This is a genomic window from Comamonas sp. FUJ_7 (assembly GCF_057369555.1).
The window spans coordinates 610,747-632,163 of the sequence record NZ_JBXXZI010000001.1 but is presented as its reverse complement, the minus strand read 5'-3'; the positions used below and the strand labels follow the sequence as shown (position 1 = coordinate 632,163).

21 protein-coding genes, 2 tRNA genes and 1 pseudogene are annotated in these 21,417 nt (G+C 58.6%); 18 read left to right on the top strand and 6 right to left on the bottom strand.

The window, feature by feature from the left end:
* Positions 1 to 178: 178 nt before the first annotated feature.
* Entirely contained in the window at positions 179 to 1,702 is a 1,524-nt protein-coding gene (locus AC2I9W_RS02830) for a CoA-acylating methylmalonate-semialdehyde dehydrogenase (protein ID WP_486408522.1), read from the bottom strand.
* Positions 1,703 to 2,215: 513 nt separating this feature from the next.
* Positions 2,216 to 2,404, bottom strand: coding sequence for a hypothetical protein (locus AC2I9W_RS02825; protein WP_486408521.1), 189 nt, complete (start codon positions 2,402 to 2,404; stop codon positions 2,216 to 2,218).
* Between the two features lie 281 nt (positions 2,405 to 2,685).
* Here AC2I9W_RS02825 and AC2I9W_RS02820 point away from each other — a divergent pair, with 281 nt between their 5' ends.
* From AC2I9W_RS02820 to AC2I9W_RS02795, 6 genes are all read left to right on the top strand, one after another.
* Positions 2,686 to 2,961, top strand: coding sequence for a hypothetical protein (locus tag AC2I9W_RS02820; protein ID WP_486408520.1), 276 nt, complete (start codon positions 2,686 to 2,688; stop codon positions 2,959 to 2,961).
* A gap of 21 nt (positions 2,962 to 2,982) precedes the next feature.
* Entirely contained in the window at positions 2,983 to 3,129 is a 147-nt protein-coding gene (locus tag AC2I9W_RS02815) for a hypothetical protein (protein ID WP_486408519.1), read from the top strand.
* A 23-nt stretch (positions 3,130 to 3,152) separates the two neighbouring features.
* The gene (locus AC2I9W_RS02810; protein WP_486408518.1) at positions 3,153 to 4,055 is read left to right on the top strand and encodes a LysR family transcriptional regulator; all 903 of its coding nucleotides are present in this window, start codon (positions 3,153 to 3,155) and stop codon (positions 4,053 to 4,055) included.
* Positions 4,056 to 4,176: 121 nt separating this feature from the next.
* On the top strand, positions 4,177 to 4,497 hold the full coding sequence (locus AC2I9W_RS02805; RefSeq protein ID WP_486408517.1) for a heavy metal-binding domain-containing protein: 321 nt from the start codon (positions 4,177 to 4,179) through the stop codon (positions 4,495 to 4,497).
* A gap of 113 nt (positions 4,498 to 4,610) precedes the next feature.
* Positions 4,611 to 4,687, top strand: a tRNA-Gln gene (locus AC2I9W_RS02800).
* 151 nt (positions 4,688 to 4,838) lie between these two features.
* Positions 4,839 to 5,315, top strand: a complete 477-nt coding sequence (locus AC2I9W_RS02795) for an Lrp/AsnC family transcriptional regulator (protein WP_158391505.1) — start codon at positions 4,839 to 4,841, stop codon at positions 5,313 to 5,315.
* Between the two features lie 68 nt (positions 5,316 to 5,383).
* Here the strand turns inward: AC2I9W_RS02795 and selD are convergent, their stop codons facing one another.
* Positions 5,384 to 6,460, bottom strand: a complete 1,077-nt coding sequence (gene selD / locus AC2I9W_RS02790; protein WP_486408516.1) for a selenide, water dikinase SelD — start codon at positions 6,458 to 6,460, stop codon at positions 5,384 to 5,386.
* Positions 6,461 to 6,829: 369 nt separating this feature from the next.
* Here selD and AC2I9W_RS02785 point away from each other — a divergent pair, with 369 nt between their 5' ends.
* From AC2I9W_RS02785 to AC2I9W_RS02740, 10 genes are all read left to right on the top strand, one after another.
* Positions 6,830 to 7,339, top strand: coding sequence for a hypothetical protein (locus AC2I9W_RS02785; RefSeq protein ID WP_486408515.1), 510 nt, complete (start codon positions 6,830 to 6,832; stop codon positions 7,337 to 7,339).
* A 322-nt stretch (positions 7,340 to 7,661) separates the two neighbouring features.
* Positions 7,662 to 8,354 (top strand): substrate-binding domain-containing protein, encoded by a 693-nt coding sequence (locus AC2I9W_RS02780; RefSeq protein WP_486408514.1) that lies wholly within the window; start codon positions 7,662 to 7,664, stop codon positions 8,352 to 8,354.
* Between the two features lie 167 nt (positions 8,355 to 8,521).
* Complete coding sequence (locus AC2I9W_RS02775) at positions 8,522 to 9,877, top strand: MFS transporter (protein WP_486408513.1); 1,356 nt, start codon at positions 8,522 to 8,524, stop codon at positions 9,875 to 9,877.
* A gap of 89 nt (positions 9,878 to 9,966) precedes the next feature.
* Positions 9,967 to 10,995 (top strand): amidohydrolase family protein, encoded by a 1,029-nt coding sequence (locus AC2I9W_RS02770; RefSeq protein WP_486408512.1) that lies wholly within the window; start codon positions 9,967 to 9,969, stop codon positions 10,993 to 10,995.
* Between the two features lie 133 nt (positions 10,996 to 11,128).
* Complete coding sequence (ligK, locus tag AC2I9W_RS02765) at positions 11,129 to 11,812, top strand: 4-carboxy-4-hydroxy-2-oxoadipate aldolase/oxaloacetate decarboxylase (RefSeq protein ID WP_486408511.1); 684 nt, start codon at positions 11,129 to 11,131, stop codon at positions 11,810 to 11,812.
* A 58-nt stretch (positions 11,813 to 11,870) separates the two neighbouring features.
* Positions 11,871 to 12,788 carry an amidohydrolase family protein gene (locus AC2I9W_RS02760; RefSeq protein WP_486408510.1) on the top strand — a complete coding sequence of 306 codons (918 nt, stop codon included), beginning with the start codon at positions 11,871 to 11,873 and terminating at the stop codon, positions 12,786 to 12,788.
* Between the two features lie 164 nt (positions 12,789 to 12,952).
* Positions 12,953 to 13,411, top strand: a complete 459-nt coding sequence (gene ligA, locus AC2I9W_RS02755; protein ID WP_486408509.1) for a protocatechuate 4,5-dioxygenase subunit alpha — start codon at positions 12,953 to 12,955, stop codon at positions 13,409 to 13,411.
* A 3-nt stretch (positions 13,412 to 13,414) separates the two neighbouring features.
* Positions 13,415 to 14,284, top strand: a complete 870-nt coding sequence (locus tag AC2I9W_RS02750; protein ID WP_158391487.1) for a class III extradiol dioxygenase subunit beta — start codon at positions 13,415 to 13,417, stop codon at positions 14,282 to 14,284.
* Positions 14,285 to 14,286: 2 nt separating this feature from the next.
* A complete protein-coding gene (locus AC2I9W_RS02745; protein WP_486408508.1) occupies positions 14,287 to 15,246 on the top strand; it encodes a Gfo/Idh/MocA family oxidoreductase in 960 nt (319 codons plus the stop codon).
* A gap of 144 nt (positions 15,247 to 15,390) precedes the next feature.
* On the top strand, positions 15,391 to 16,413 hold the full coding sequence (locus AC2I9W_RS02740) for an aldo/keto reductase (RefSeq protein ID WP_486408507.1): 1,023 nt from the start codon (positions 15,391 to 15,393) through the stop codon (positions 16,411 to 16,413).
* A gap of 147 nt (positions 16,414 to 16,560) precedes the next feature.
* On the opposite strand, the gene cyoE is transcribed toward AC2I9W_RS02740, so the two are convergent.
* Together cyoE and AC2I9W_RS02730 are read right to left on the bottom strand one after the other, a co-directional pair.
* Positions 16,561 to 17,466 (bottom strand): heme o synthase, encoded by a 906-nt coding sequence (cyoE, locus tag AC2I9W_RS02735; protein ID WP_486408506.1) that lies wholly within the window; start codon positions 17,464 to 17,466, stop codon positions 16,561 to 16,563.
* 25 nt (positions 17,467 to 17,491) lie between these two features.
* A complete protein-coding gene (locus tag AC2I9W_RS02730; protein WP_486408505.1) occupies positions 17,492 to 18,670 on the bottom strand; it encodes a COX15/CtaA family protein in 1,179 nt (392 codons plus the stop codon).
* A 490-nt stretch (positions 18,671 to 19,160) separates the two neighbouring features.
* Between AC2I9W_RS02730 and AC2I9W_RS02725 the strand changes: the two genes are divergently transcribed.
* A tRNA-Gly gene (locus tag AC2I9W_RS02725) sits at positions 19,161 to 19,234 on the top strand.
* A 92-nt stretch (positions 19,235 to 19,326) separates the two neighbouring features.
* Here AC2I9W_RS02725 and AC2I9W_RS02720 read toward each other — a convergent pair.
* Positions 19,327 to 20,196: pseudogene (locus AC2I9W_RS02720) on the bottom strand (IS5 family transposase).
* Between the two features lie 520 nt (positions 20,197 to 20,716).
* On the opposite strand from AC2I9W_RS02720, the gene AC2I9W_RS02715 reads away from it, so the two are divergent.
* A complete protein-coding gene (locus AC2I9W_RS02715) occupies positions 20,717 to 21,415 on the top strand; it encodes a gluconate 2-dehydrogenase subunit 3 family protein (RefSeq protein ID WP_486408504.1) in 699 nt (232 codons plus the stop codon).
* Positions 21,416 to 21,417: the final 2 nt, after the last annotated feature.

Below are 21,417 nucleotides of genomic sequence, written 5' to 3'. Positions count from 1 at the left end.
TGGCCTGGCTCATGGCTGCTTTTCATCCTGTGCGCCCTTGCTCAGTGAAGAGCAGTGGCTTTGAAGAAAGCGTGACAACTTCGGGGTGTGGAGCCTGCCCGCCATCATCGGCATAGCCATACAGTGCAGCCGGGGCCAGGCACGAGGCAGGGCTGCACTGTCGGATTGCATGGCCGTCTTACTTCAGGCTGATGGTGGTGTTCACGCCCTGGCTGGTGGTCGAATCATCAAACCAGCGCGCCGTGATGGTCTTGGTCTGGGTGTAGAATATCACCACCTGTTTGCCGTAAGGGCCCAGGTCGCCGAGCTTGGAGGCGCGGCTGCCCGTGAAGGAGAACAGGGGCACGGGCACGGGAATGGGCACGTTGATGCCGACCTGACCAACGTCGATCTCTTCCTGGAACTTGCGCGCTGCTGCGCCCGACTGGGTGAAGATGGCCGTTCCGTTGCCGTTGGGGTTGGCGTTGATGATCTCGATGGCATCGTCCAGAGTGTCGGCTCCCATAATGGCCAGAACAGGGCCAAAGACTTCCTGCTCATAAATGCTCATGCCGGGCTTGACGCCGCTGAAGATGGTGGGGGCCACAAAATTGCCCTGGGGGTAGCCGTCCACGCTGGGCTTGCGGCCGTCCAGCTCCAGTACTGCGCCTTCTGCGACGCCGCGCTCAATCAGTCCTTCAATGCGTGACAGCGCAGAGCAGGAGACAACGGGGCCCACATCGGTACCAGGCTCGGTGCCGCCAGAGACCTTGAGCGTCTTGGCCTTGGCCACCAGGTCGGGAATCCATTGCTGCGACTCGCCGACCAGCACCACGACGGACAGCGCCATGCAGCGCTGGCCTGCTGCGCCAAAAGCGGCGCCGGCAATGGCGTTCAAGGACTGCTCCTTGTTGGCGTCCGGCAGCACGATGGCATGGTTTTTGGCGCCCATCATGCACTGCACACGCTTGCCGTTGAGGCTGGCGCGGTTGTAGACATGGGTGCCGACTTTGGTGGAACCTACAAAGCTGATGGCTTTGATGTCAGGATGGTCGCAAATGGCATTGACCACATCTTCCCCGCCATGGATGACATTGAGCACGCCAGCTGGTACACCTGCCTCCAATGCCAGTTCACACAGACGCATGGTGACGATAGGGTCTTGCTCCGAGGGCTTTAAGACAAAGGTGTTGCCTGTGGCGATCGCCATGGGGAACATCCACAGCGGAATCATGGCAGGGAAGTTAAAGGGTGTGATGCCAGCGCACACGCCCAGTGGCTGGTTCAGCGTATAGGTATCGACGCCATTGGCCACATTGTTGGCCAGCTCGCCCAGCTGCAGGGTGCCGATGTTGGCGGCGTGCTCCACCACCTCCAGGCCGCGGAAGACATCGCCTTCGGCGTCGGGCAAGGTCTTGCCTTGCTCGGCAGTCAGCAGGGCGGCCAGCTCTTTCATGTTCTCGCGGATCAGCTGCTGCAGCTTCAGGAAGATGCGGGCGCGTGCGCCGATGGGCGTCTTCTTCCAGGTCTTGAAGGCTTGCTTGGCATTGGCGACCGCTGCATTGACCTCTTCGGGCGTGGCAAAGGGCACGCGGGCCAGCACTTCCTGTGTGGCGGGGTTGATCACATCGCGCCACTGGGTGGTTTTTGATTCGACCAATTGCCCATTGATAAGCAGCTTGACCGTAGGCGCCAGAACCTTGGCGGATGTGGGGGCGTTCATGCAGTGTCTCCTGTGGTGAATTTGTGCTTCATGGTATGTGTGCAGTTTTGCGGGGGCAATAGGATTTGCTGCACATAGGGTGTGCAAATGTGCACATTCAAAATATTGTGCGCAGACGAAAAAGCCCCGCACATGGGTATGTGCGAGGCTTATATGAGGCCCTGTTGTGAGGCCCGGCTCAAACCAGGCTGATCTAGGCTTTTTTAATCAGCAGCTTGTACTGGCCGGACTTCTTCTGGGCGAACTGCTGCATTTCGGGCACGGTCCTGGCAGTGGGCTGGAACGCTAAGGTGGCTAATTTTTCCCTGACCTGAGGGGCCTGCAATACGGACACCACATCGCTGCGAATCTTGTCGCGGGTAGCGGCATCCAGTCCCAGGGTGAAAGCAGGGAGACAAAGGAGCTCACATCCAGCTCGGCGGGGTCGCCTACTTCGGGCACGGATGGGTACATCGGGCATTTGTTCAATGCGCTTCGGGGGCGGCCACGGCCAGATAACGAGTCTTGCCGCTTTTATAGATGCCCTGGCTGGATGGCCGCATTGTCGGGAGCATGATTGTTCCAGCCGCCCTGGGGCAGGAAGTCGCCGCGCAACATGCGGATGGTGTCGACGTTGACCCCGTTACGCGCGCCTTCACCTTTGACCACAAAGCGGAAGGCATGTTGGGTGTGAAGCTGCTCGGGCGTCTCTTTGCCGGGCATCAGTCCTCATGCTTGGTCTCTTTCAGGGGGTATTTTGGCAGGGTATTGCTGTCTTGTCAGCGGGCTTGCGGCCTGAGATGAGGGTGGATACAGGCTTTAATGCCAATCAACAGCACACTGATGATTGGCATAATGTTGATCGGTATCAGCGCTGATTGGGTGAAACCAGTTATTGCAGTTGGCGCAAGCTAGGGTGGCAGTGGCGCGAATATCGGGACCTCCCAGTCATGGCTTTTCCACTGCCACGCGGCAGGGCGGTCCCGGCTTCAGCGTCTCAATACATGCAATACCAACGCGCAGAGCTCGAAAATTATCCCGGCTACCACATTCCCAGGCTGCAGCAGCTTGCCGTTTCCGTGTTCATTGAAGAAACACAAGAGTTTGGAGTGATGCCTATGCAGTACGCAGCCTTGTCTGCCCTGCTGCGTCAGCCCGGCATTGACCAGCGCGTTCGCTTGCTGAGCTTGACCGAAGAGGGCCGCAGTCAGCTGGCGGTTGCCGAGCCTTCCGTGCTACGCGCCCTGTGCCCCATGCTGGAGCCATCTTTCCGATGGTAAGAGCGGGCAAACTTCGTGGAAATGCTGTCGCTACTGATTTACGAGAACGACGAATTCGCGCGTATCCCTAGCGGGGTGGCTCAGCCCAGTGCCGAGCGCAAACGAAGTGCTGCCGTCAAGGCGGTCAAGGGCCTGACAGGCAAGGCGCAGGGCAGCGTGAATGACTGAGCCACCGATCACAAGGAAAGACATTGGACTGGGACCATCTGCGTTTTTTTGCTGAGCTGGCCCGCAGTGGCAGCATGGCCGCAGCGGCGCGGCGCATGGGTGTTGAGCACACCACAGTGTCGCGGCGCATTCAGGCGTTGGAAAAGCAACTGGGGGCCGTTCTGTTTGCACGCGAAGGCGGCCAGTGGCGGCTGACCGAGGCGGGCAGGCAGCTGCAAGAGGTGACCAACACTATGCAAAGCGCAGTCGATGGGCTGGAGCGAGGGCCTCTGGCCCAGGCTTCGACCAGCGAAGGGCCGGCCGGTCTGGTGCGGGTCGGAGCCACCGAAGGCTTTGGCACGCAGATGCTGGCCTCCGAGTTGGCTAAGTTGACGCTGCGCTATCCGCAGCTCAGCGTGGATTTGCTGGCGCTGCCACGCATGCTGCACCTGTCCAGTCGCGAGGCCGATATCGTCATCTCGCTGGAGCGGCCCAAGCGCGGCTCGGTCATCGTCACCAAACTGAGCGACTACCGCCTCTACCTGTATGGGCAGCGTGAATATCTGGCACGCAAGCCGCTGGTTGCCAGAACCGAGGATCTGCGCCATCACAGCTTTGTGCACTATGTGGACGATCTGCTGTTCACACGCGAGCTGCAGTTGCTGGACACCTTGCACCGGCCCGAGCGATTTGCACTGCGCAGCACCAGCATCACCGCGCAATATGAAGCCGTGCGCGCCGGTGCCGGCCTGGCCGTGCTGCCTGCATTTGTGGCCGACAAGGATCCGATACTGAGCCGTGTGCTGCCAGAGCAGGCTTGTTTTACGCGCACCTTCTGGATGAGCATGCCCGTGGAGTCGCGCCAGATTCCGCGCATTGCCACGACCTGGGGCTTTCTGCGCGACGCAGTGCAGGGGATGCAGGCTTTGTTATGCCCTGCACACTGAAAATTCAGAATTGATAGCTGTCAGCGCTTTTGTGTATTGGCCTACAGCCTGTTTTGAATGAAAATTAGCCTGAGCCCCGCTTGGATTACGATGGCCGTTTGATGAACTTCAAGGACAGTCCATGATCGTCACCACCACGCCATCCATCGAAGGCAAGCGCATCATCCGTTACTGCGGCATAGTCGCAGGCGAGGCCATTCTGGGGGCCAATGTGTTCAAGGATTTCTTTGCCGGCATTCGTGACATTGTCGGCGGCCGCTCCGGAACCTATGAGCGAGAGCTGCAAAGAGCACGTGAAATTGCTCTGAAGGAACTGGAGCAACGGGCGGCGGAGGCGGGAGGCAACGCGGTGGTGGGCGTGGATCTGGATTTTGAAGTGCTGGGTCAGGGCAACGGTATGTTGATGGTGTCGGCCAGCGGGACGGCTGTGGTGGTGGAATAGGCAGCCTGAGAATGGTTGGCAAGATCTGATGTGAACTGAAATTGTGCAAACGCACAATTTTCTTTTACTTCGAAATTGCTAGCGAAAAACCGTTGTACAATTCAATTCATCGTAGGGGAGTCGCCAAGCTGGTTAAGGCACTGGATTTTGATTCCAGCATGCGAAGGTTCGAATCCTTCTTCCCCTGCCAAAATTCAACCCTGCTCATTTTTAATGAGCAGGGTTTTTTGTTCTCGAACTTTTGAGGGCAGGACCGTATCAAGCGGTAGAGTGATCTGCTCTGGGATCAGGTATCTCAAGCTTTGTGCCGGAGTGCAGGCAAAGATTGGCGTGGAGAAAGTATGGAATATCGACTGGATGAAACGGATCGCCAGCTGCTGCGCCTGCTGCAGACCAATGCGCGCGCCTCGACTGCGCATCTGGCCCGGCAGATGAATCTGGCGCGCACCACGGTGGTGGCGCGTATCGCCAAGCTGGAGCAAGAAGGTGTGATTGCAGGCTATGGCGTGCGCCTGGGTTCGCGCATGGAGCAGTCTGCCGTGCGTGCGTATTGCGGTATTCGTGTTCAGCCCAAGACGGCAACTTCGGTCATGCAGGCGCTGAACCGCTTCACGGAGGTGGAAGAGGTCTCGGCCGTCAGCGGACAGTACGACTACATGGTGTTTGTGCGCTGTGAAAGCAATGAAAAGCTCGATGCCTTGCTAGACCGCATTGGCTTGATCGACGGTATCCAGCAGACCTATACCTCGGTGGTGCTGAGCCGCAAAATTGACCGCCGCACGACAGCCGAAGCCGTGGGTTCGTCTTCTTCTCAATAAAAAGCCTGTCGCACTTGTTGCCCATAAAAAAGGGAGCTTCTTGCTCCCTTTTTTATGGGCGTGAATGATTAGCGGACGAAGACCTTGGCTTCGCCGGACTTCATGTGCCCAATGACCGCTGCTTCTCCAAAACCGCTGTCAGCGAAGACCTTGAGGACTTGCTCGGCAGCATCCGCTGCGCAGGAAACCAGCAGGCCGCCCGAGGTTTGCGGGTCGGTCAGCAAGGCCTTATGGGCATCGGAGACCGAAGAATCGATCTGGATGTGCTCGCCGTACGAGGCCCAGTTGCGTCCTGAAGCGCCGGTAAAGATGCCTTGCTCGGCCAGGCTTTGAACATCAGGCAGAACCGGAAGACGAGCACTGTCGATATGGGCGCTGAGCTGCGCTCCGCGGGCCAGCTCCAGCGCATGACCCAGAAGGCCAAAGCCGGTGACATCGGTCAAGGCGTGGACGCCATCGAGCTTGGAGAGATCGGCACCAGGGCGGTTGAGCTGTGTTGTCGCTGAGATCATCGCGGCGTAGCCGGCCTCATCGAGCAGGTTCTTTTTCAGGGCTGCGGAGAGAATGCCCACGCCCAGCGGCTTGCCCAGAATCAGTACATCGCCGGCCTTGGCATCGGCATTGCGCTTCATCTGCTTGGGGTTGACGATGCCGATGCCGACCAGGCCATAGATGGGCTCGACCGAGTCAATGGAGTGGCCGCCAGCCAGAGGAATGCCGGCGTCGCGGCACACGGACTCACCGCCTTCGAGAATCTTGGCGATCACATCGTGAGGCAGCACGTTGATGGGCATGCCAACAATCGCCAGCGCCATCAAAGGCGTGCCGCCCATGGCGTAGATGTCGGACAGTGCGTTGGTTGCAGCAATGCGGCCAAAGTCGTACGGATCATCGACGATGGGCATGAAAAAGTCTGTGGTCGCGACGATGGCCTGCTCGTCATTGATCTTGTAGACCGCTGCGTCATCTGCAGTTTCCGTGCCGACCAGAAGGTCGGGAAAGAACTGCTTGGGCAGATTGCTTTTGGCTAGCAACTCGGACAGCACGCCGGGAGCGATCTTGCAGCCACAGCCGCCGCCGTGCGAGAGAGACGTCAAGCGGGGCGTTGTAGGCACAGCCGTGCCGGTAGAGGTAGAGGCGTTCATGTCGGTTCCGTCTATATCCTGCAAATTTCGGTTATTTGCATGGCGCATGCAGCTGGAGCGTGTCCCCAGGCAGAGCGTGCGAGCTGCCTATTATCGGCTTGAGATTATCGGCCTGGGCCAGGATGTTTGATCTTGAGGGCGCAAAACGGCTTGATGCAGGCATTGCCTTGCGGGACGCTGAATGGTGGCGAGTGTGCGCAAAAAGGAGGCAGACTGCGCATTGAGCTGCTGGCTATTACGCTTCATTACCATCGAGGTGCTGATCTGCAGTCAGCCAAAGTCCTGTGCCAGACGTTGAGTCAACAAGCGCTTTAAGACAAAGGCGCGGTATCGCCACAGCATGGCGATTTCTAATGAATAGGGAGACTCATGTTTCATCGCACTTCTTTTACGCGCTCTCTGATGGTGCTAGGTTGGCTGGCCGTCGCTACGGCAGTGCAGGCGCAGACCTATCTCAGTGGCTCCATCACCGGGCAGCTGGCACCGGGTGTCTATGGTCAGGTCAATATTGGCAACGCTCCGCCGCCTGCGCTGGTCTATGCGCAGCCCATGTGGGGTGGGCCTGTCATACCGCAGGCGCAGCCGCTGTACATGTGGGTGCCGCCGGGTCACTCTCGCAACTGGCGCCGCTACTGTGGTCGCTACCATGCTTGCGGGCAGCCGGTCTACTTCTTGCGCAATCCGCCCCCTCACTGGCATGCCAGACCTTCGCATCGGCATGAGCGCCATGACTGGGACGATGATCGCCCCCGGCATAGACATTGGGATCGGGACGATCGCCGCGAGCGCTACAGCCACCGCAGAGACTGGGATCGCGATGATAGGGATGAGCGTCGAGGCCACGGTCACCGACGCTGGCGTGAACGCGATGATGATTGAATTAGGGGTTAACCACTAATTTTTGTGTTGCTATTACACACTCGATAAGGCTTTGTGCTATTGAATAAATAGCATAAAGCCTTTTTTCTTTATGGTTTGTGATTGGTTTTTATTGATATTTTTTGTTGATATGAGTAAGCGCTCTGCTATGTGATTTTGGCATAGCTGCTAGCCGAGGGCTTGTCTAGTCCAGAAGGTGAACCCTGCCGACAATAGGATCATTCGTTTTGACTAGGTGGTTGCCCGTGCGTTGTCTCGATTGAAGCTTGCGCGGCGTGAGAATTGCTGGCAGCCACTCCATCATTTTCAGGAGTCTCCCGGCATGAGCACTGCTCTCAAAGGCATTTCATCCATGGCAACCCGCCAAGTTCTGACAGAGCTGGCGCAGGCATGGCAGGCGCAGGGCGGTCAGGCCGTTCAGATTGAATCTGTCGGAGGTGTGGATGCTGCTCAGCGAGTGCAGGCAGGTGACGAGGCTTTTGATCTGGTGTTTCTGGCGTCCAACGCCATCAACAAGCTGCAGGCCGCAGGTCGCGTGATCGAAGGCAGCAAGGTTGACCTGGTGCTCTCCAGCACCGCAGTCGCCGTGCCTGCAGGCGCGGCATTGCCAGATATCGCTTCTGAAGAGGCGGTGCGTGCTGCAGTGCTGGCAGCGCCCAGCATTGGATTTTCGACCGGCCCCAGCGGTGTAGCCCTGCAAAAGCTGTTTGAGCGCTGGGGCATTGCCGAGGAGATCAAGCCCCGTTTGGTGCAAGCCCGGCCAGGCGTGCCTGTGGGCTCCATGGTGGCATCGGGCGAAGCGGCCCTGGGTTTTCAACAATTGAGCGAGCTGATTCACGTCGAAGGCATTCAGATCGTTGGCAACCTGCCAGCGGCCATCGCCATCGATACCGTTTTTTCAGCGGGTGTGGTGACGGGATCGACCCATGCCGAAGAGGCTCAGCGTCTGCTGGCATTCATGGCCGCGCCTGAAGCGGCCGAGGCCAAGCGCCGCCAGGGCATGCAGCCCGCCTGAAGATTTCATGACATCGCACTCGGGCGGGGGCCCGGGGGCGAGACTCCAGCCAGCAAAAGGGCAGTCATAGCCCTTTCGTGACGGATGTACCAGATGCCATAAGGCTTTGGCGCCAGCCGCGAAACAGGAGTTAGAGGCGACAAAGAGAGGCAACTGAGAGACTAAATATGACTTCGCAAGCTAGCAGTCCGACAACCGACGAGACGGTCGCCAATGTGCAGACCATTCTGAACGAGCATCCCTTCTCTGGTTACCAGTGGGTGATCTTCGCCCTGTGTTTCCTTATCGTTTTGCTTGATGGCTTTGATACCGCTGCCATTGGCTATATTGCTCCTTCGCTGATTGCGGAGTGGGGCGTGGCCAAGGGCGATCTGGCCCCCGTGCTCAGCGCGGCGCTGTTCGGTCTGGCCGGTGGTGCCATGTGCTCCGGTCCTCTGGCCGACAAGTTCGGCCGCAAGGCCGTGCTGGTGGGCTCGGTGCTGGTGTTTGCCGTGGCCTGCCTGGCTTCGGGCTACACGCATGACCTGAGCAGCATGACAGCCTGGCGCTTTGTCACCGGTCTGGGCCTTGGCGCTGCCATGCCCAATGCCGTGACGCTGATGAGCGAGTACTGCCCGGAAAGCCGCCGTGCCACCATCACCAACGCCATGTTCTGCGGCTTCCCGCTGGGGGCGGCCTTCGGTGGCTTTCTGGCGGCTTGGATGATTCCCCACTTTGGCTGGCGCAGCGTGCTGTACCTGGGTGGTATGGCACCCTTGCTGCTGCTGGTGCTGCTGGTTTTGCTGCTGCCCGAGTCTGTGCGCTACATGGTGGCCAAGGGTTACTCGGCAGACCGCATTCGCAAGCCTCTGGCGCGCATTGCCGGTAACGCTGTGGCGAATGTGCAGAAGTTTGTGATGACCGAGAACAAGGCTGCTGTGGAAGGCAAGAGCGGCATGGGCGTGGTGCTGTCCAAGCAGTACGCCGTGGGCACGGTCATGCTGTGGATTGCCTACTTCATGGGTCTGGTCATCTTCTATGCACTGATGAACTGGATGCCTGTGCTGTTCAAGGAAGGCGGCCTGGATCCCAAGACCGCGACCCTGGTGGCAGCTCTGTTCCCGCTGGGCGGCGTGGGCGCTGTGTTCTTTGGCTGGCTAATGGACCGTTTCAACGCCAACCGCATCATTGCCGTGGGCTATGCACTGACGGCAGTGTCGATCTGGTGGATCGGCCAGGAGGCGGGCAATCTGGGCTGGCTGGTGGTTTCCGTCTTTGTGGCCGGCACCATCATGAACACCGCGCAGTCCTCCATGCCGGCACTGGCCGCTGCTTACTACCCCACCAGTGGCCGCGCCACCGGCGTGGCCTGGATGCTGGGCATTGGCCGCTTTGGCGGCATTGCCGGCTCCTTCCTGGTGGCCGAGCTGACAGTGCGCAACCTGGGCTTCAGCCAGATTTTTACGGTGGTAGCCATTCCCGGCCTGATCGCGGCAGCCGCCCTGATCATCAAGCAGATGGCTTCCCCCAAGGGCGAGCGTTGAGCTTGCGCTGAGTTTTTGAATAGCCGCCGGCTCGAAAGAGCCGGCTTTTACGGTCAACCGTTGATTTCCAACCTTCAAGGGGTTCTTACATGATTATTGACGTACACGGTCACTACACCACGGCACCCGCCGCTTTGGGCGCATGGCGCGATCTGCAGATTGCAGCTCTCAAGGACCCCAGCCAGAAGCCATCGGCTGCTTCGCTGAAGATCAGCGATGACGAGATCCGCGAGACCATTGAAACCAACCAGCTGCGCCTGATGAAGGAACGCGGCTCGGATCTGACCATCTTCAGCCCCCGCGCCTCGTTCATGGCCCACCACATCGGTGACTTCGAGACATCGAGCACCTGGGCGGCCATCTGCAACGAGCTGTGCTACCGCGTTAGCCAGCTGTTCCCCGACCACTTCATCCCCGCCGCCATGCTGCCCCAGTCGCCCGGCGTGGACCCTGCGACCTGCATCCCCGAGCTGGTCAAGTGCGTGGAGCAGTACGGCAACGTGGGTATCAACCTGAACCCCGATCCTTCGGGCGGCCACTGGACTGCGCCTCCGCTGTCCGACAAGAGCTGGTACCCCATCTACGAAAAGATGGTGGAGTACGACATCCCTGCGATGATCCACGTCTCCACCAGCTGCAATTCATGCTTTCACACCACCGGCGCGCACTATCTGAATGCGGACACCACCGCCTTCATGCAGTGCCTGACCAGCGATATCTTCAAGGACTTCCCCACACTGAAGTTCCTGATTCCCCATGGCGGTGGCGCTGTGCCTTACCACTGGGGCCGTTTCCGCGGTCTGGCGCAAGAGATGAAGAAGCCGCTGCTGGAAGAGCACCTGCTCAACAACATCTACTTTGACACCTGCGTGTACCACCAGCCCGGCATCAACCTGCTGACGGAAGTGATCCCCACCAAGAACATTCTGTTCGCCAGCGAAATGATTGGCGCCGTGCGCGGTATCGACCCACAGACTGGCCACTACTACGACGACACCAAGCGCTATATCGAAGCCACGCAGAACCTGACGGCTGAAGAAAAGCACGCCGTCTACGAAGGCAATGCCCGCCGCGTGTTCACGCGTCTGGACAAGGCTTTGAAGGCCAAGGGTCTGTAAATTCAATAAAAAAGGAGCTAATGGCGCTTGACTAGTCTTGATTTCAGATTGAAAACGATCTGATATTGATGAATAACAAGCGCTAGTAGCTCACTTTTTTGATTCAATCACGTTATTGCAAAGAGGTATTTCCATGTACGAATTGGGAGTTGTTTACCGCAATATCCAGCGCGCCGACCGCGCTGCTGCTGACGGCCTGGCCGCTCTGGGCTCTGCCACCGTGCACGAAGCCATGGGCCGTGTGGGTCTGCTCAAGCCCTATATGCGCCCCATTTTCCCGGGCAAGCAAGTCTCGGGCACTGCCGTCACCGTGCTGCTGCAGCCCGGCGACAACTGGATGATGCACGTCGCCGCTGAGCAGATTCAGCCCGGCGACATCGTGGTCGCCGCGGTGACCGCCGAGTGCACCGACGGCTACTTTGGCGACCTGCTGGCCACCAGCTTCCAGGCTCGTGGCGCCCGTGCGCTGGTGATCGACGCCGGTGTGCGCGACGTGAAGACGCTGCAGGAAATGGACTTCCCTGTCTGGAGCAAGGCGATTTCCTCCAAGGGCACGATCAAGGCAACCTTGGGCTCGGTCAATATTCCTATCGTCTGCGCTGGCATGCTGGTCACGCCCGGCGATGTGATCGTGGCCGACGACGACGGCGTGGTCTGCGTGCCCGCCGCCCGTGCCGTGGAAGTGCTGGCCGCCGCCCAGAAGCGTGAAAGCTTCGAAGGCGAAAAGCGCGCCAAGCTGGCCAGCGGCATTCTGGGCCTCGATATGTACAAGATGCGCGAGCCTTTGGCCGCCGCTGGTCTCAAGTACATCGACTAATAAATCAGGAGCGGGGTGCCATTGCTGAACGCGGGCATCCAGCCAAAAGGATTCAAACATGAGCCAATTTGAAAAGACCCCCGGCTGGATGGATTGGTACGCCAACCCCTCCAAGCCCCAGTTCAAGCTGCCCGCTGGCGCTGTGGATGCGCACTGCCACGTGTTCGGCCCCGGCAACGAGTTCCCCTTTGCGCCCGAGCGCAAGTACACCCCCTGCGACGCCAGCAAGGCCCAGCTGTTTGCGCTGCGCGACCACCTGGGTTTTGCACGCAATGTGATCGTGCAGGCCACCTGCCACGGTGCGGACAACCGCGCCATGGTCGATGCCTGCAAGGCTTCGGGCGGCATGGCCCGTGGTGTGGCTACCGTCAAGCGCTCCATCAGTGATGCAGAACTGCAAGAGCTGCATGACGCCGGCGTGCGCGGCGTGCGCTTTAACTTCGTCAAGCGTCTGGTGGACTTCACGCCCAAGGACGAGCTGATGGAAATCGCCGGCCGCATCGCCAAGCTGGGCTGGCACGTGGTGATCTACTTTGAAGCCGTGGACCTGCCCGAGCTGTGGGACTTCTTCACCGCACTGCCCACCACGGTGGTGGTGGACCACATGGGCCGCCCCGACGTGAGCAAGGGCGTGGACAGCGAGGAGTTCGCTCTGTTCCTGAAGTTCATGCGCGAGCACAAGAACGTGTGGAGCAAGGTGTCCTGCCCCGAGCGCCTGTCCGTGACCGGCCCCAAGGCCCTGGATGGCGAGCAGAATGCCTACCAGGATGTGGTGCCGTTTGCGCGCCGCGTGGTGGAGGAGTTCCCCGATCGCGTGCTGTGGGGCACCGACTGGCCGCACCCCAACCTGAAGAACCACATGCCCGATGACGGCCTGTTGGTGGACTTCATTCCCCACATCGCGCCTACGGCTGAGCTGCAGCAAAAGCTGCTGGTGGACAACCCGATGCGCCTGTATTGGCCTGAGCAGGCTTAACACCCCCCTGAGGCGCTGCGCGCCTTGCCCCTCTCTCGCTTCGCGGGAGGGGGACGACACCCTCGGTGCGCGGCGGCGCTTCCTCGGTGTCTCTGGCGTTGGTGCGTGACCCGTTTGAAGGGCAGGGCGACCTGCTGCTGACAAAGCTTTGAGAGGAGAAACTTATGGCATTGGAAAAACCATATCTGGATGTACCCGGAACCATCATTTTTGATGCTGAGCAGTCCCGCAAGGGTTACTGGCTCAACCAGTTCTGTATGTCCTTGATGAAGGCCGAGAACCGCGACCGCTTCCGTGCCAACGAGCGCGCCTATCTGGATGAATGGGCGATGACGGAAGAGCAAAAGCAGGCCGTGCTGGCCCGCGACCTGAACTGGTGCATGCGCACCGGCGGCAATATTTACTTTCTGGCCAAGATCGGTGCGACCGACGGCAAGAGCTTTCAGCAGATGGCTGGCTCCATGACCGGCATGACAGAAGATGAGTACCGCGCCATGATGATGAGCGGTGGTCGCTCTGCCGAAGGCAACCGCTACGTGGGCGAAGATGGTGATGCACAGGCGCACCGTCAGCCACAAGGAAGTGCTCGAAGCGCTGGTAACGAGAACAAGGAAGGCAACTAAGACATGGCACGCATCACCGCATCCGTTTTCACCTCGCACGTGCCAGCCATCGGCGCGGCCATGGACATGGGCAAGACCCAGGAAGCTTATTGGGCCCCCCTGTTCAAGGGCTATGACTTCTCCCGCCAGTGGATGAAGGACAACAAGCCCGACGTAATCTTTCTGGTCTACAACGACCATGCCACGGCCTTCAGCCTGGACCTGATTCCAACCTTTGCCATTGGCACCGGCGCTGAGTTTCAGCCCGCTGACGAGGGCTGGGGCCCCCGTCCCGTGCCCAAGGTGCAAGGTCACCCCGATCTGGCTTCGCACATTGCGCAGTCCGTCATCCAGCAGGACTTTGACCTGACCATCGTCAACAAGATGGATGTGGACCATGGCCTCACGGTGCCGCTGTCGCTGATGTGCGGCGAGCAGGACCCCAAGACCGGCTCCTGGCCCTGCCCGGTGATTCCTTTTGCCGTGAACGTGGTGCAGTACCCCGTTCCGTCGGGCCAGCGCTGCTTCAACATCGGTCGCGCCATCCGCAAGGCCATTGAGAGCTACGACGAAGACATCAACGTCCACATCTGGGGCACAGGCGGCATGAGCCACCAGTTGCAAGGCGCGCGCGCCGGCTTGATCAATCAGGAATGGGACAACAAGTTCCTCGACCTGCTGATCGAGAACCCGCACGGCCTGGCCAAGATGCCCCATATCGACTATGTGCGTGAAGCCGGATCCGAAGGTATCGAGCTGGTGATGTGGATGATTGCACGTGGCGCCATGTCCGACGTGGATGGCCCCGCACCTCTGCCTAAAGTGGCACATCGCTTCTACCATGTGCCTGCATCGAACACGGCCGTTGGCCACCTCATTCTGGAGAACCAATAATCATGTCTAAAACTATCAAAGTCGCTTTGGCTGGCGCTGGTGCCTTTGGCATCAAGCACCTGGACGGCATCAAGAACATCGACGGCGTGGAAGTTGTCTCGCTGATCGGTCGTCGCCTGGAGCAAACCCAGGAAGTAGCCGACAAGTACGGCATCAAACATGTCACCACCGACCTGGCCGAAGCACTGGCTCTGCCCGAAGTCGATGCCGTGATTCTGTGCACGCCCACGCAAATGCACGCCGCCCAGAGCATTCAGTGCCTGAAGGCCGGCAAGCATGTGCAGGTGGAAATTCCTCTGGCCGATGCCCTGAAGGACGCGCAGGAAGTCGCCGAGCTGCAAAAGAAGACCGGCCTGGTGGCCATGGTGGGCCATACCCGCCGCTTCAACCCCAGCCATCAGTGGGTGCACAAGAAGATTCAAGCCGGCGAGTTCAACATCCAGCAAATGGATGTGCAAACCTACTTCTTCCGCCGCACCAATATGAACGCGCTGGGCCAGGCCCGTAGCTGGACCGACCACCTGCTGTGGCACCACGCTGCCCACACCGTGGACCTGTTTGCCTACCAGGCTGGCAGCCCCATCGTGAAGGCTAACGCCGTGCAAGGCCCCATCCACAAGGATTTGGGCATTGCCATGGATATGAGCATTCAGCTCAAGGCCGCCAACGGTGCGATCTGCACGCTCTCCCTGTCGTTCAACAACGATGGCCCTCTGGGCACTTTCTTCCGCTACATCGGCGACACCGGCACCTATCTGGCCCGCTACGACGATCTGTACACGGGCAAGGAAGAGAAGATTGACGTGTCCAACGTCGATGTGTCGATGAACGGCATCGAGCTGCAGGACCGCGAATTCTTCGCCGCCATCCGCGAAGGCCGCGAGCCCAACTCCAGCGTGCAGCAAGTGTTCAACTGCTACAAGGTTCTGCATGACCTGGAGCAGCAACTGAACGCTGAATAAGTCCTGGGGATTTATTGAGATCTGCAAAGGCCGGGGCTTGCTCCGGCTTTTGCTGTTTTTGCTTTGAAATTAATAGCTGCTAGCGCTTTATCTGTATGGGCTATCGGCTATAAATGCTTTAATTTTCCTCTTCAAGGAGCATCCGTGCAAAACCGACCACTAGGCCCCTTCAGCGTGGCAAACGTCGCTTTAGGCTGCATGAATTTCTGTCATGCCTACAGCACCCCTGTGACGACCGAGCAGTCGCACGTCGTGCTGCACGCCGCACTCGATGCAGGCGTAACGCATTTCGACACCGCTGCACTGTACGGCTTTGGTGCCAGCGAAAAGCTGGTGGGCCCCGTGCTCAAGCCGCATCGTGACCGCATCACTCTGGCCAGCAAGGGTGGCATGGCGGGTGTGCGTGGTGACGATGGCGTGATGCGCCGCGTCATCGATGGCCGACCCAAGACCCTGCGCCAGAACTGTGAAGACAGCTTGCAGCGCCTGGGCACCGATGTGATCGATCTCTACTACCTGCACCGCTGGGACAAGAATGTGCCCATCGAAGAGTCCGTGGGTGAGATGGCGCGCCTCAAGGAAGAGGGCAAGATTCGCGCCCTGGGGCTGTCCGAAATTGGTGTCGAGGCACTGCGCCGTGCGCATAAAGAGCATCCCATTGCGGCTTTGCAAAGCGAATATTCTCTGTGGTCGCGCAATGCCGAGCTGGGTACCTTGCAGGCCTGCAAGGAGCTGGGTATTGCCTATGTGGCTTTCAGCCCCATGGGCCGGGCGTTCTTGAGCGGCAAGCTCCAGCAGGTGGACAACTTCGTCAAGGGCGACATTCGCGCCAGCATGCCGCGCTTTGCGGGCGAGGCTTATGCGCAGAATCTGCGTTTGCTGTCCCCCATGCAGGTTGTGGCTGAGAAGGCTGGCTGCTCGTTGGCCGAGCTGGCGATTGCCTGGGTGCTGCACCAGGGCGAGCATGTCATTGCTTTACCTGGCACGACCAAGGTGGAGCATCTGCAAGAGAACGTGCGCGGCGGTAGCGTTCAGCTCAGCGCCGAGTTGCTGGCCGAGTTGAACGAGATCTTCAAGCCCGACGCAATTGCCGGTGACCGCTATGCGCTGCAGGCGCAAGGTGAGGTCGATACCGAAAAATACGCGTTTGAAAAGCGACCAGCCTGATTCAGCTTGGCTGACAACCGCCCCGTGGGGCGGTTTTTTTATAAGGTTTTGACCGTTTGACTTTATGTGGCAGGGCGAGCTGCTCATATTTTGGAAAAAGCAAAAAGCCCGGAAAACCGGGCTTTTTGATGAGGATTGAGTGCGCTTTCAGGCCATGAACAGGTAGTGGTCGACCAGCAGAGCCAGGAACAGCAGGCTCAGATGCCACAGTGAGAAGCGAAAGGTGCGGCGCGACAGCTCGTCGGAATAATTGCGGTACAGCGCGATGGCATAGCCAATGAAGCCAGCACCCAGCACAACGGCAGCCACCAGGTAGAGCCAGCTGCTCATGCCGTACATGAAAGGCAGCAGGCCCGCCGCAAACAGCACGATGGTGTAGAGCAGAATCTGCAGGCGCGTGTACTGGCTGCCATGGGTGACGGGCAGCATGGGCAGGCCGGACTCGCGGTAGTCTTCCACGCGGTACAGGGCCAGGGCCCAGAAGTGGGGGGGCGTCCAGAGGAAGATGATGAGAAACAGAATCAGTGCTTCGGGGCCCACATTGCCGGTCATGGCCGCCCAGCCCAGCACGGGGGGCATGGCACCGGAGGCGCCGCCAATCACAATGTTCTGCGGCGTGGCGGGCTTGAGAACCACGGTATAGATCACCGCATAGCCCACAAAGGTGGCCAGCGTCAGCCACATGGTCAGCGCATTGGTCCAGACCCACAAAATTGTGGCGCCAATCATGCAAAGAATGGCCGAGAACGCCAGCGCCTGCTGGCTGGACAGCTCGCCGCGCGCCGTGGGGCGCCAGGCGGTGCGCTTCATCTTGGCATCGATATGACGCTCGACCAGACAGTTAAAAGCAGCAGCAGCAGCAGCGACGAGCCAGATGCCGACGCAGGCCACGCCCATGTGAACCCACTGATTGAGCGTAGGCCAGCCGGGAACGGCCAGCACCATGCCAATCAGGGCGCAAAAAACAATGAGCTGCACCACGCGCGGCTTGGTCAGCGCGTAGAACTGGCTGATTCGCGAGGTGTTGTCTAACAAGGCTTCACTTTGACTCATGCAATCACTCTTTGTGCGCTGTGCCTCAGGCAGGGCGGCGCGCCATTTCAGGGTTGGGGGCGGTGGCGGCATCGGTGCGCGTTACAGCCAGACTCCAGACCACAATTGTTACCAGGGCTGCGGCTCCGCCTGTATGGAGAACGGCAGCGACCAGAGGCCAGTCCAACACCACGTTGGACAGGCCTGTTAAAACTTGCAGCACTGCAAAAAATGCCAACAGGCGGCGGGGCTTGGAAAGAGCAGGGGCCTGGCGCATAGACCACCACAGAGCGGCAAGCGCTGTAATTACCAGATAGGCGGCCAGGCGGTGCATGTAATGGATGGCGGTCAAAGCTTCAAAGCTGATGTGGCTGCCGTCTTTGAGAAAACCCAGAGGACGCCAGATCTGCAGCGCTTCGGAAAAATTCATGGCGGGCCACCAGCTGCCCTGGCAAGTGGGGAAGGTCGTGCATGCCAGTACCGCGTAATTGGTGCTGACCCAGCCTCCCAGGCTGACCTGGGCAATCAGCAAAGCAAGACATAGCCACAGGGCAAGGCGCAGATTCTTGGAAATCGCAGAAGGGGACTGGCCGATCTGCTTGAGCCCAAGGCCTGAAGCGGGAATGGCCAGCAGCGCGAGCAGCCCTGTACCGCCAAGCAGGTGCAAGGTCACGATGGCTGGAAAGAGCTTCATCGTGACGGTCAGCGCACCAAAGGCCCCTTGAATACAGACCCACACCAAGGCCAGGGTTGGCCACCAAGGACTAATAGAGCCGGTGAATGGACTGGTTTGGTCGGGGCGTTTGGCAGCGCGCGCCTGTCTCCAGCTCATGACCGTCATGGCGATGATGAGTACGCCAACAGTCGTAGCCAGATAGCGGTGAATCATCTCCACCCAGGCTTTGCCATGTGTCACAGGCCCGGTCGGCATGGCTGCCTGAGCTTCGGAAATCTGCGCGTGCGCTGAAAGGGGGCTGGCCGTGCCGTAGCAGCCAGGCCAGTCGGGGCAGCCCAAGCCAGAGTCTGTCAAGCGCGTGAAAGCGCCAAACAGAACCAAGTCAAAGGTCAGGAAAAGGGTGAGCACACAAAGTGCGTGCAGGCGCTTGCCAGAGCCTGTGCCACGATTGCGCCACCAGACCCAGCACAGGGGGCCTAGCGCCAGAAGCAGGCCAAACACCATCAGCTCCAGAGCAGGAGCCAGGTCATAAAGTTGTTGCTCTGTCATCTGCTCCCTCCTGCCGCTGCCGTCGTGCCTGACTTGACTGGCTGTGCATCAAGCAAGGCTGCGCATGAGGCAGACGAGACAAAAACGCAAAAACGAAGCAGCATGGTTCAGTGATGAGGGGGCGTTATGGGCCAGTGTTTACAGAAGTTTTTGAAGATCGTGCGAGCACTCAGGCTAGAAGCAAGGACAAGCTGGCCAAGAGACAAAAGCTAGGACGCTACCGATGTACCTGTGTAGAACATCGATACAACGGCTGAATGAAGGCTCTTTGATCCCGCACAATTTTACCCATGAGATTTGCAGCTAGTAGGAGGGGGGTGGAGTGCCCCTAGCAAAGCGACGAAAGGAGAAGTTAATGAGGGTCCGAGGAAAAAGGCAGCGCTTGTTCATTTTTTCAAATAAGCGCTTTGTGATTGGAGTACCATTGCTGCCTACCACGCAGCATTGGCTGTGGCAGTGCCGGGTAAGCAGATGCAGCTTCCCAACTACTGCGGGCGTCGTTCAATGGTAGGACTCTTGCTTCCCAAGCAAATAACGTGGGTTCGATTCCCATCGCCCGCTCCAAATTTTCTGCATTGAGATAAAGATCTAGGCCGATCTTTGTTTTCAGGCGAGTTCTTGGTAAGTTTCCCAATTACCCACAACCCTAGCCGTGGCTATGCCACGGCTGCCGTCTGAGGACGGCCCAGTTCAGTAAATCGATTCAAGATAGCTGCCCGGATGTACAACTCATTCACTTGGCGCTCAAAGGTGCGAGACATTACTCGCTCACCCAGCCGCTTGATGCAGTTCATCTTGGTTTCCACCAAGCTTCACCGGTGATAGCCACTCCAGCGCTTGCAGATGCTTCGCCCCAACCGCTTGCATGTGGCAGTCGTTGCATTGCGATGTTCAAAGACGCTGCCTTTGCGGATGCGTGCATTCTTTCGAGGTGCAATGACTGGAGTCGCTGCGCACCTTATCACCGCTTCATGGACTGGCTGTGTGTCGGAAGCGCCATCACCTGTCAGGCTCTCGAACACTTCATCTTTCGGTAACTGCTGCAGCAAGTCAGGCAATACGGCAGCATCGCTGACATTGTTGGAAGTCACGCAGATGGCTCGAATCTGCAATGTCTTGGCATCAATGACAATGTGCAGCTTGCGCCACTGGCGACGACGTTTAGGTCCGTGCTTTTTGCACTTTCACTCGCCTTCACCTAGAAATTTGATGCCTGTCGAATCCACCAGCAGGTGCAACCCACCTTGGCTGCGTGTGTACGGCACCTGAACGTTCAGCCCTAATTGGCGTCTGCACAAAGTGCTGAAGTCAGGGGCCGGCCAAGCAAGCCTCGACAATTGCAGCACGGACTGCAGCAGTCCTGTTGTTTGGCGCAGGGCTAAGCCAAACAGATTCTTGAGCGTCAAGCAAAACTGGATGGCAGCATCCGAGAACCTCGGGCTACGCCCGCGTTTGCCGCAGGCAGCGGCAAACCAACACATGCGTATGTCCAGCCATACCGTCAATGAACCTCGTGATTTAAGCAAGGCGTCGTGTTATGTCCAGTTGGTGGGGCATCAGCAGCGCTTGCTGGCCTGGCTTATGCGTTAAGCCTAGCGCTTACGACACGCCGACTGCTGCAACAGCGCCCTCTGAAGGTGTTGGACTCTTTGCGGTGCTGCTAGCTTTGCTCTGAAAGTAGTGGGTCGATATTCGTCCATCGGGAGCGTGATGTACGACTTTTGATTCCAGATGCTGGTGCAATAGAGTCTTAGGTCTTATATCTAATGGAAAACCCTAGCCTCTTACTCCAGTGAAAGACCATCGCCTACCTGCTGGCAAGCAGCCTAGGCTGCACCAATAGTTGCGGGTGTAACTATTATTTGATTGTTAAGGCGGTCCATGTATTGATTGGGAAGGCTTTTGGTGCGTGTGAGCGCCTGCTGGCATGGCTCTTCTGCTTTCTTAAGTTCCACTGAAAAGTGGCCGCTGATTCGAAACTCAAGCATTTTTCGGCGCGCATTTGTCTGTGCGATGAAGTGTGTTCACACGATGTAGGGAATAAAAATGACCAACTCCTCCCCTCCAAGCCGCAGATCGTTTCTGCTGGCTTCTGGTGCCGGTGTCGCTATAGCCGGTACCGCCGTTACTCTCAAGGCCAACTCCAAGGAGCCTGAGGTCAAGCTGGACGCTTACAAGCCTGAGTACTTCAATGCCGAGGAGTGGGCTTTCATTTTGGCGGCGACAGCACGCCTGATTCCTTCTGATGGTGATGGCCCTGGTGCCATCGAGGCCCATGTGCCCGTCTTTATTGACCGCCAGATGACCAATTACTACGGCAATGCCGAAATCTGGTACATGGAAGGCCCTCATGACCCTGCTGCGACTCCTGATCGCGGCTGGCAGTCTCCTCTAACTCCTGCTCAGCTGTACCGCAAGGCCATTCCTGCCTTCAACGCAGCATGCCAGGAGCGCTTCGGCAAAGAGTTCAAGAGCCTGAGCACTGAGCAACAAGATGAAGCTTTGACCGCCTTGCAAAAGGGCGAGATCAAGCTGGAGCCAGAGCTGAGCTTCTTCTTCACCACCTTGCTGGCCAATACCAAGGAAGGCTATTTCGCTGACCCCGTACACGGCGGCAACCACGGCATGCAGTCGTGGAAGTACATCGGCTTCCCTGGTGCTCGCGCCAGCTACATGGAGTGGGTGGATCAGCACAACAAGAAGTACCCACTGGGTCCGGTATCGATCAAGGGCGAAAGGGCTTAAGT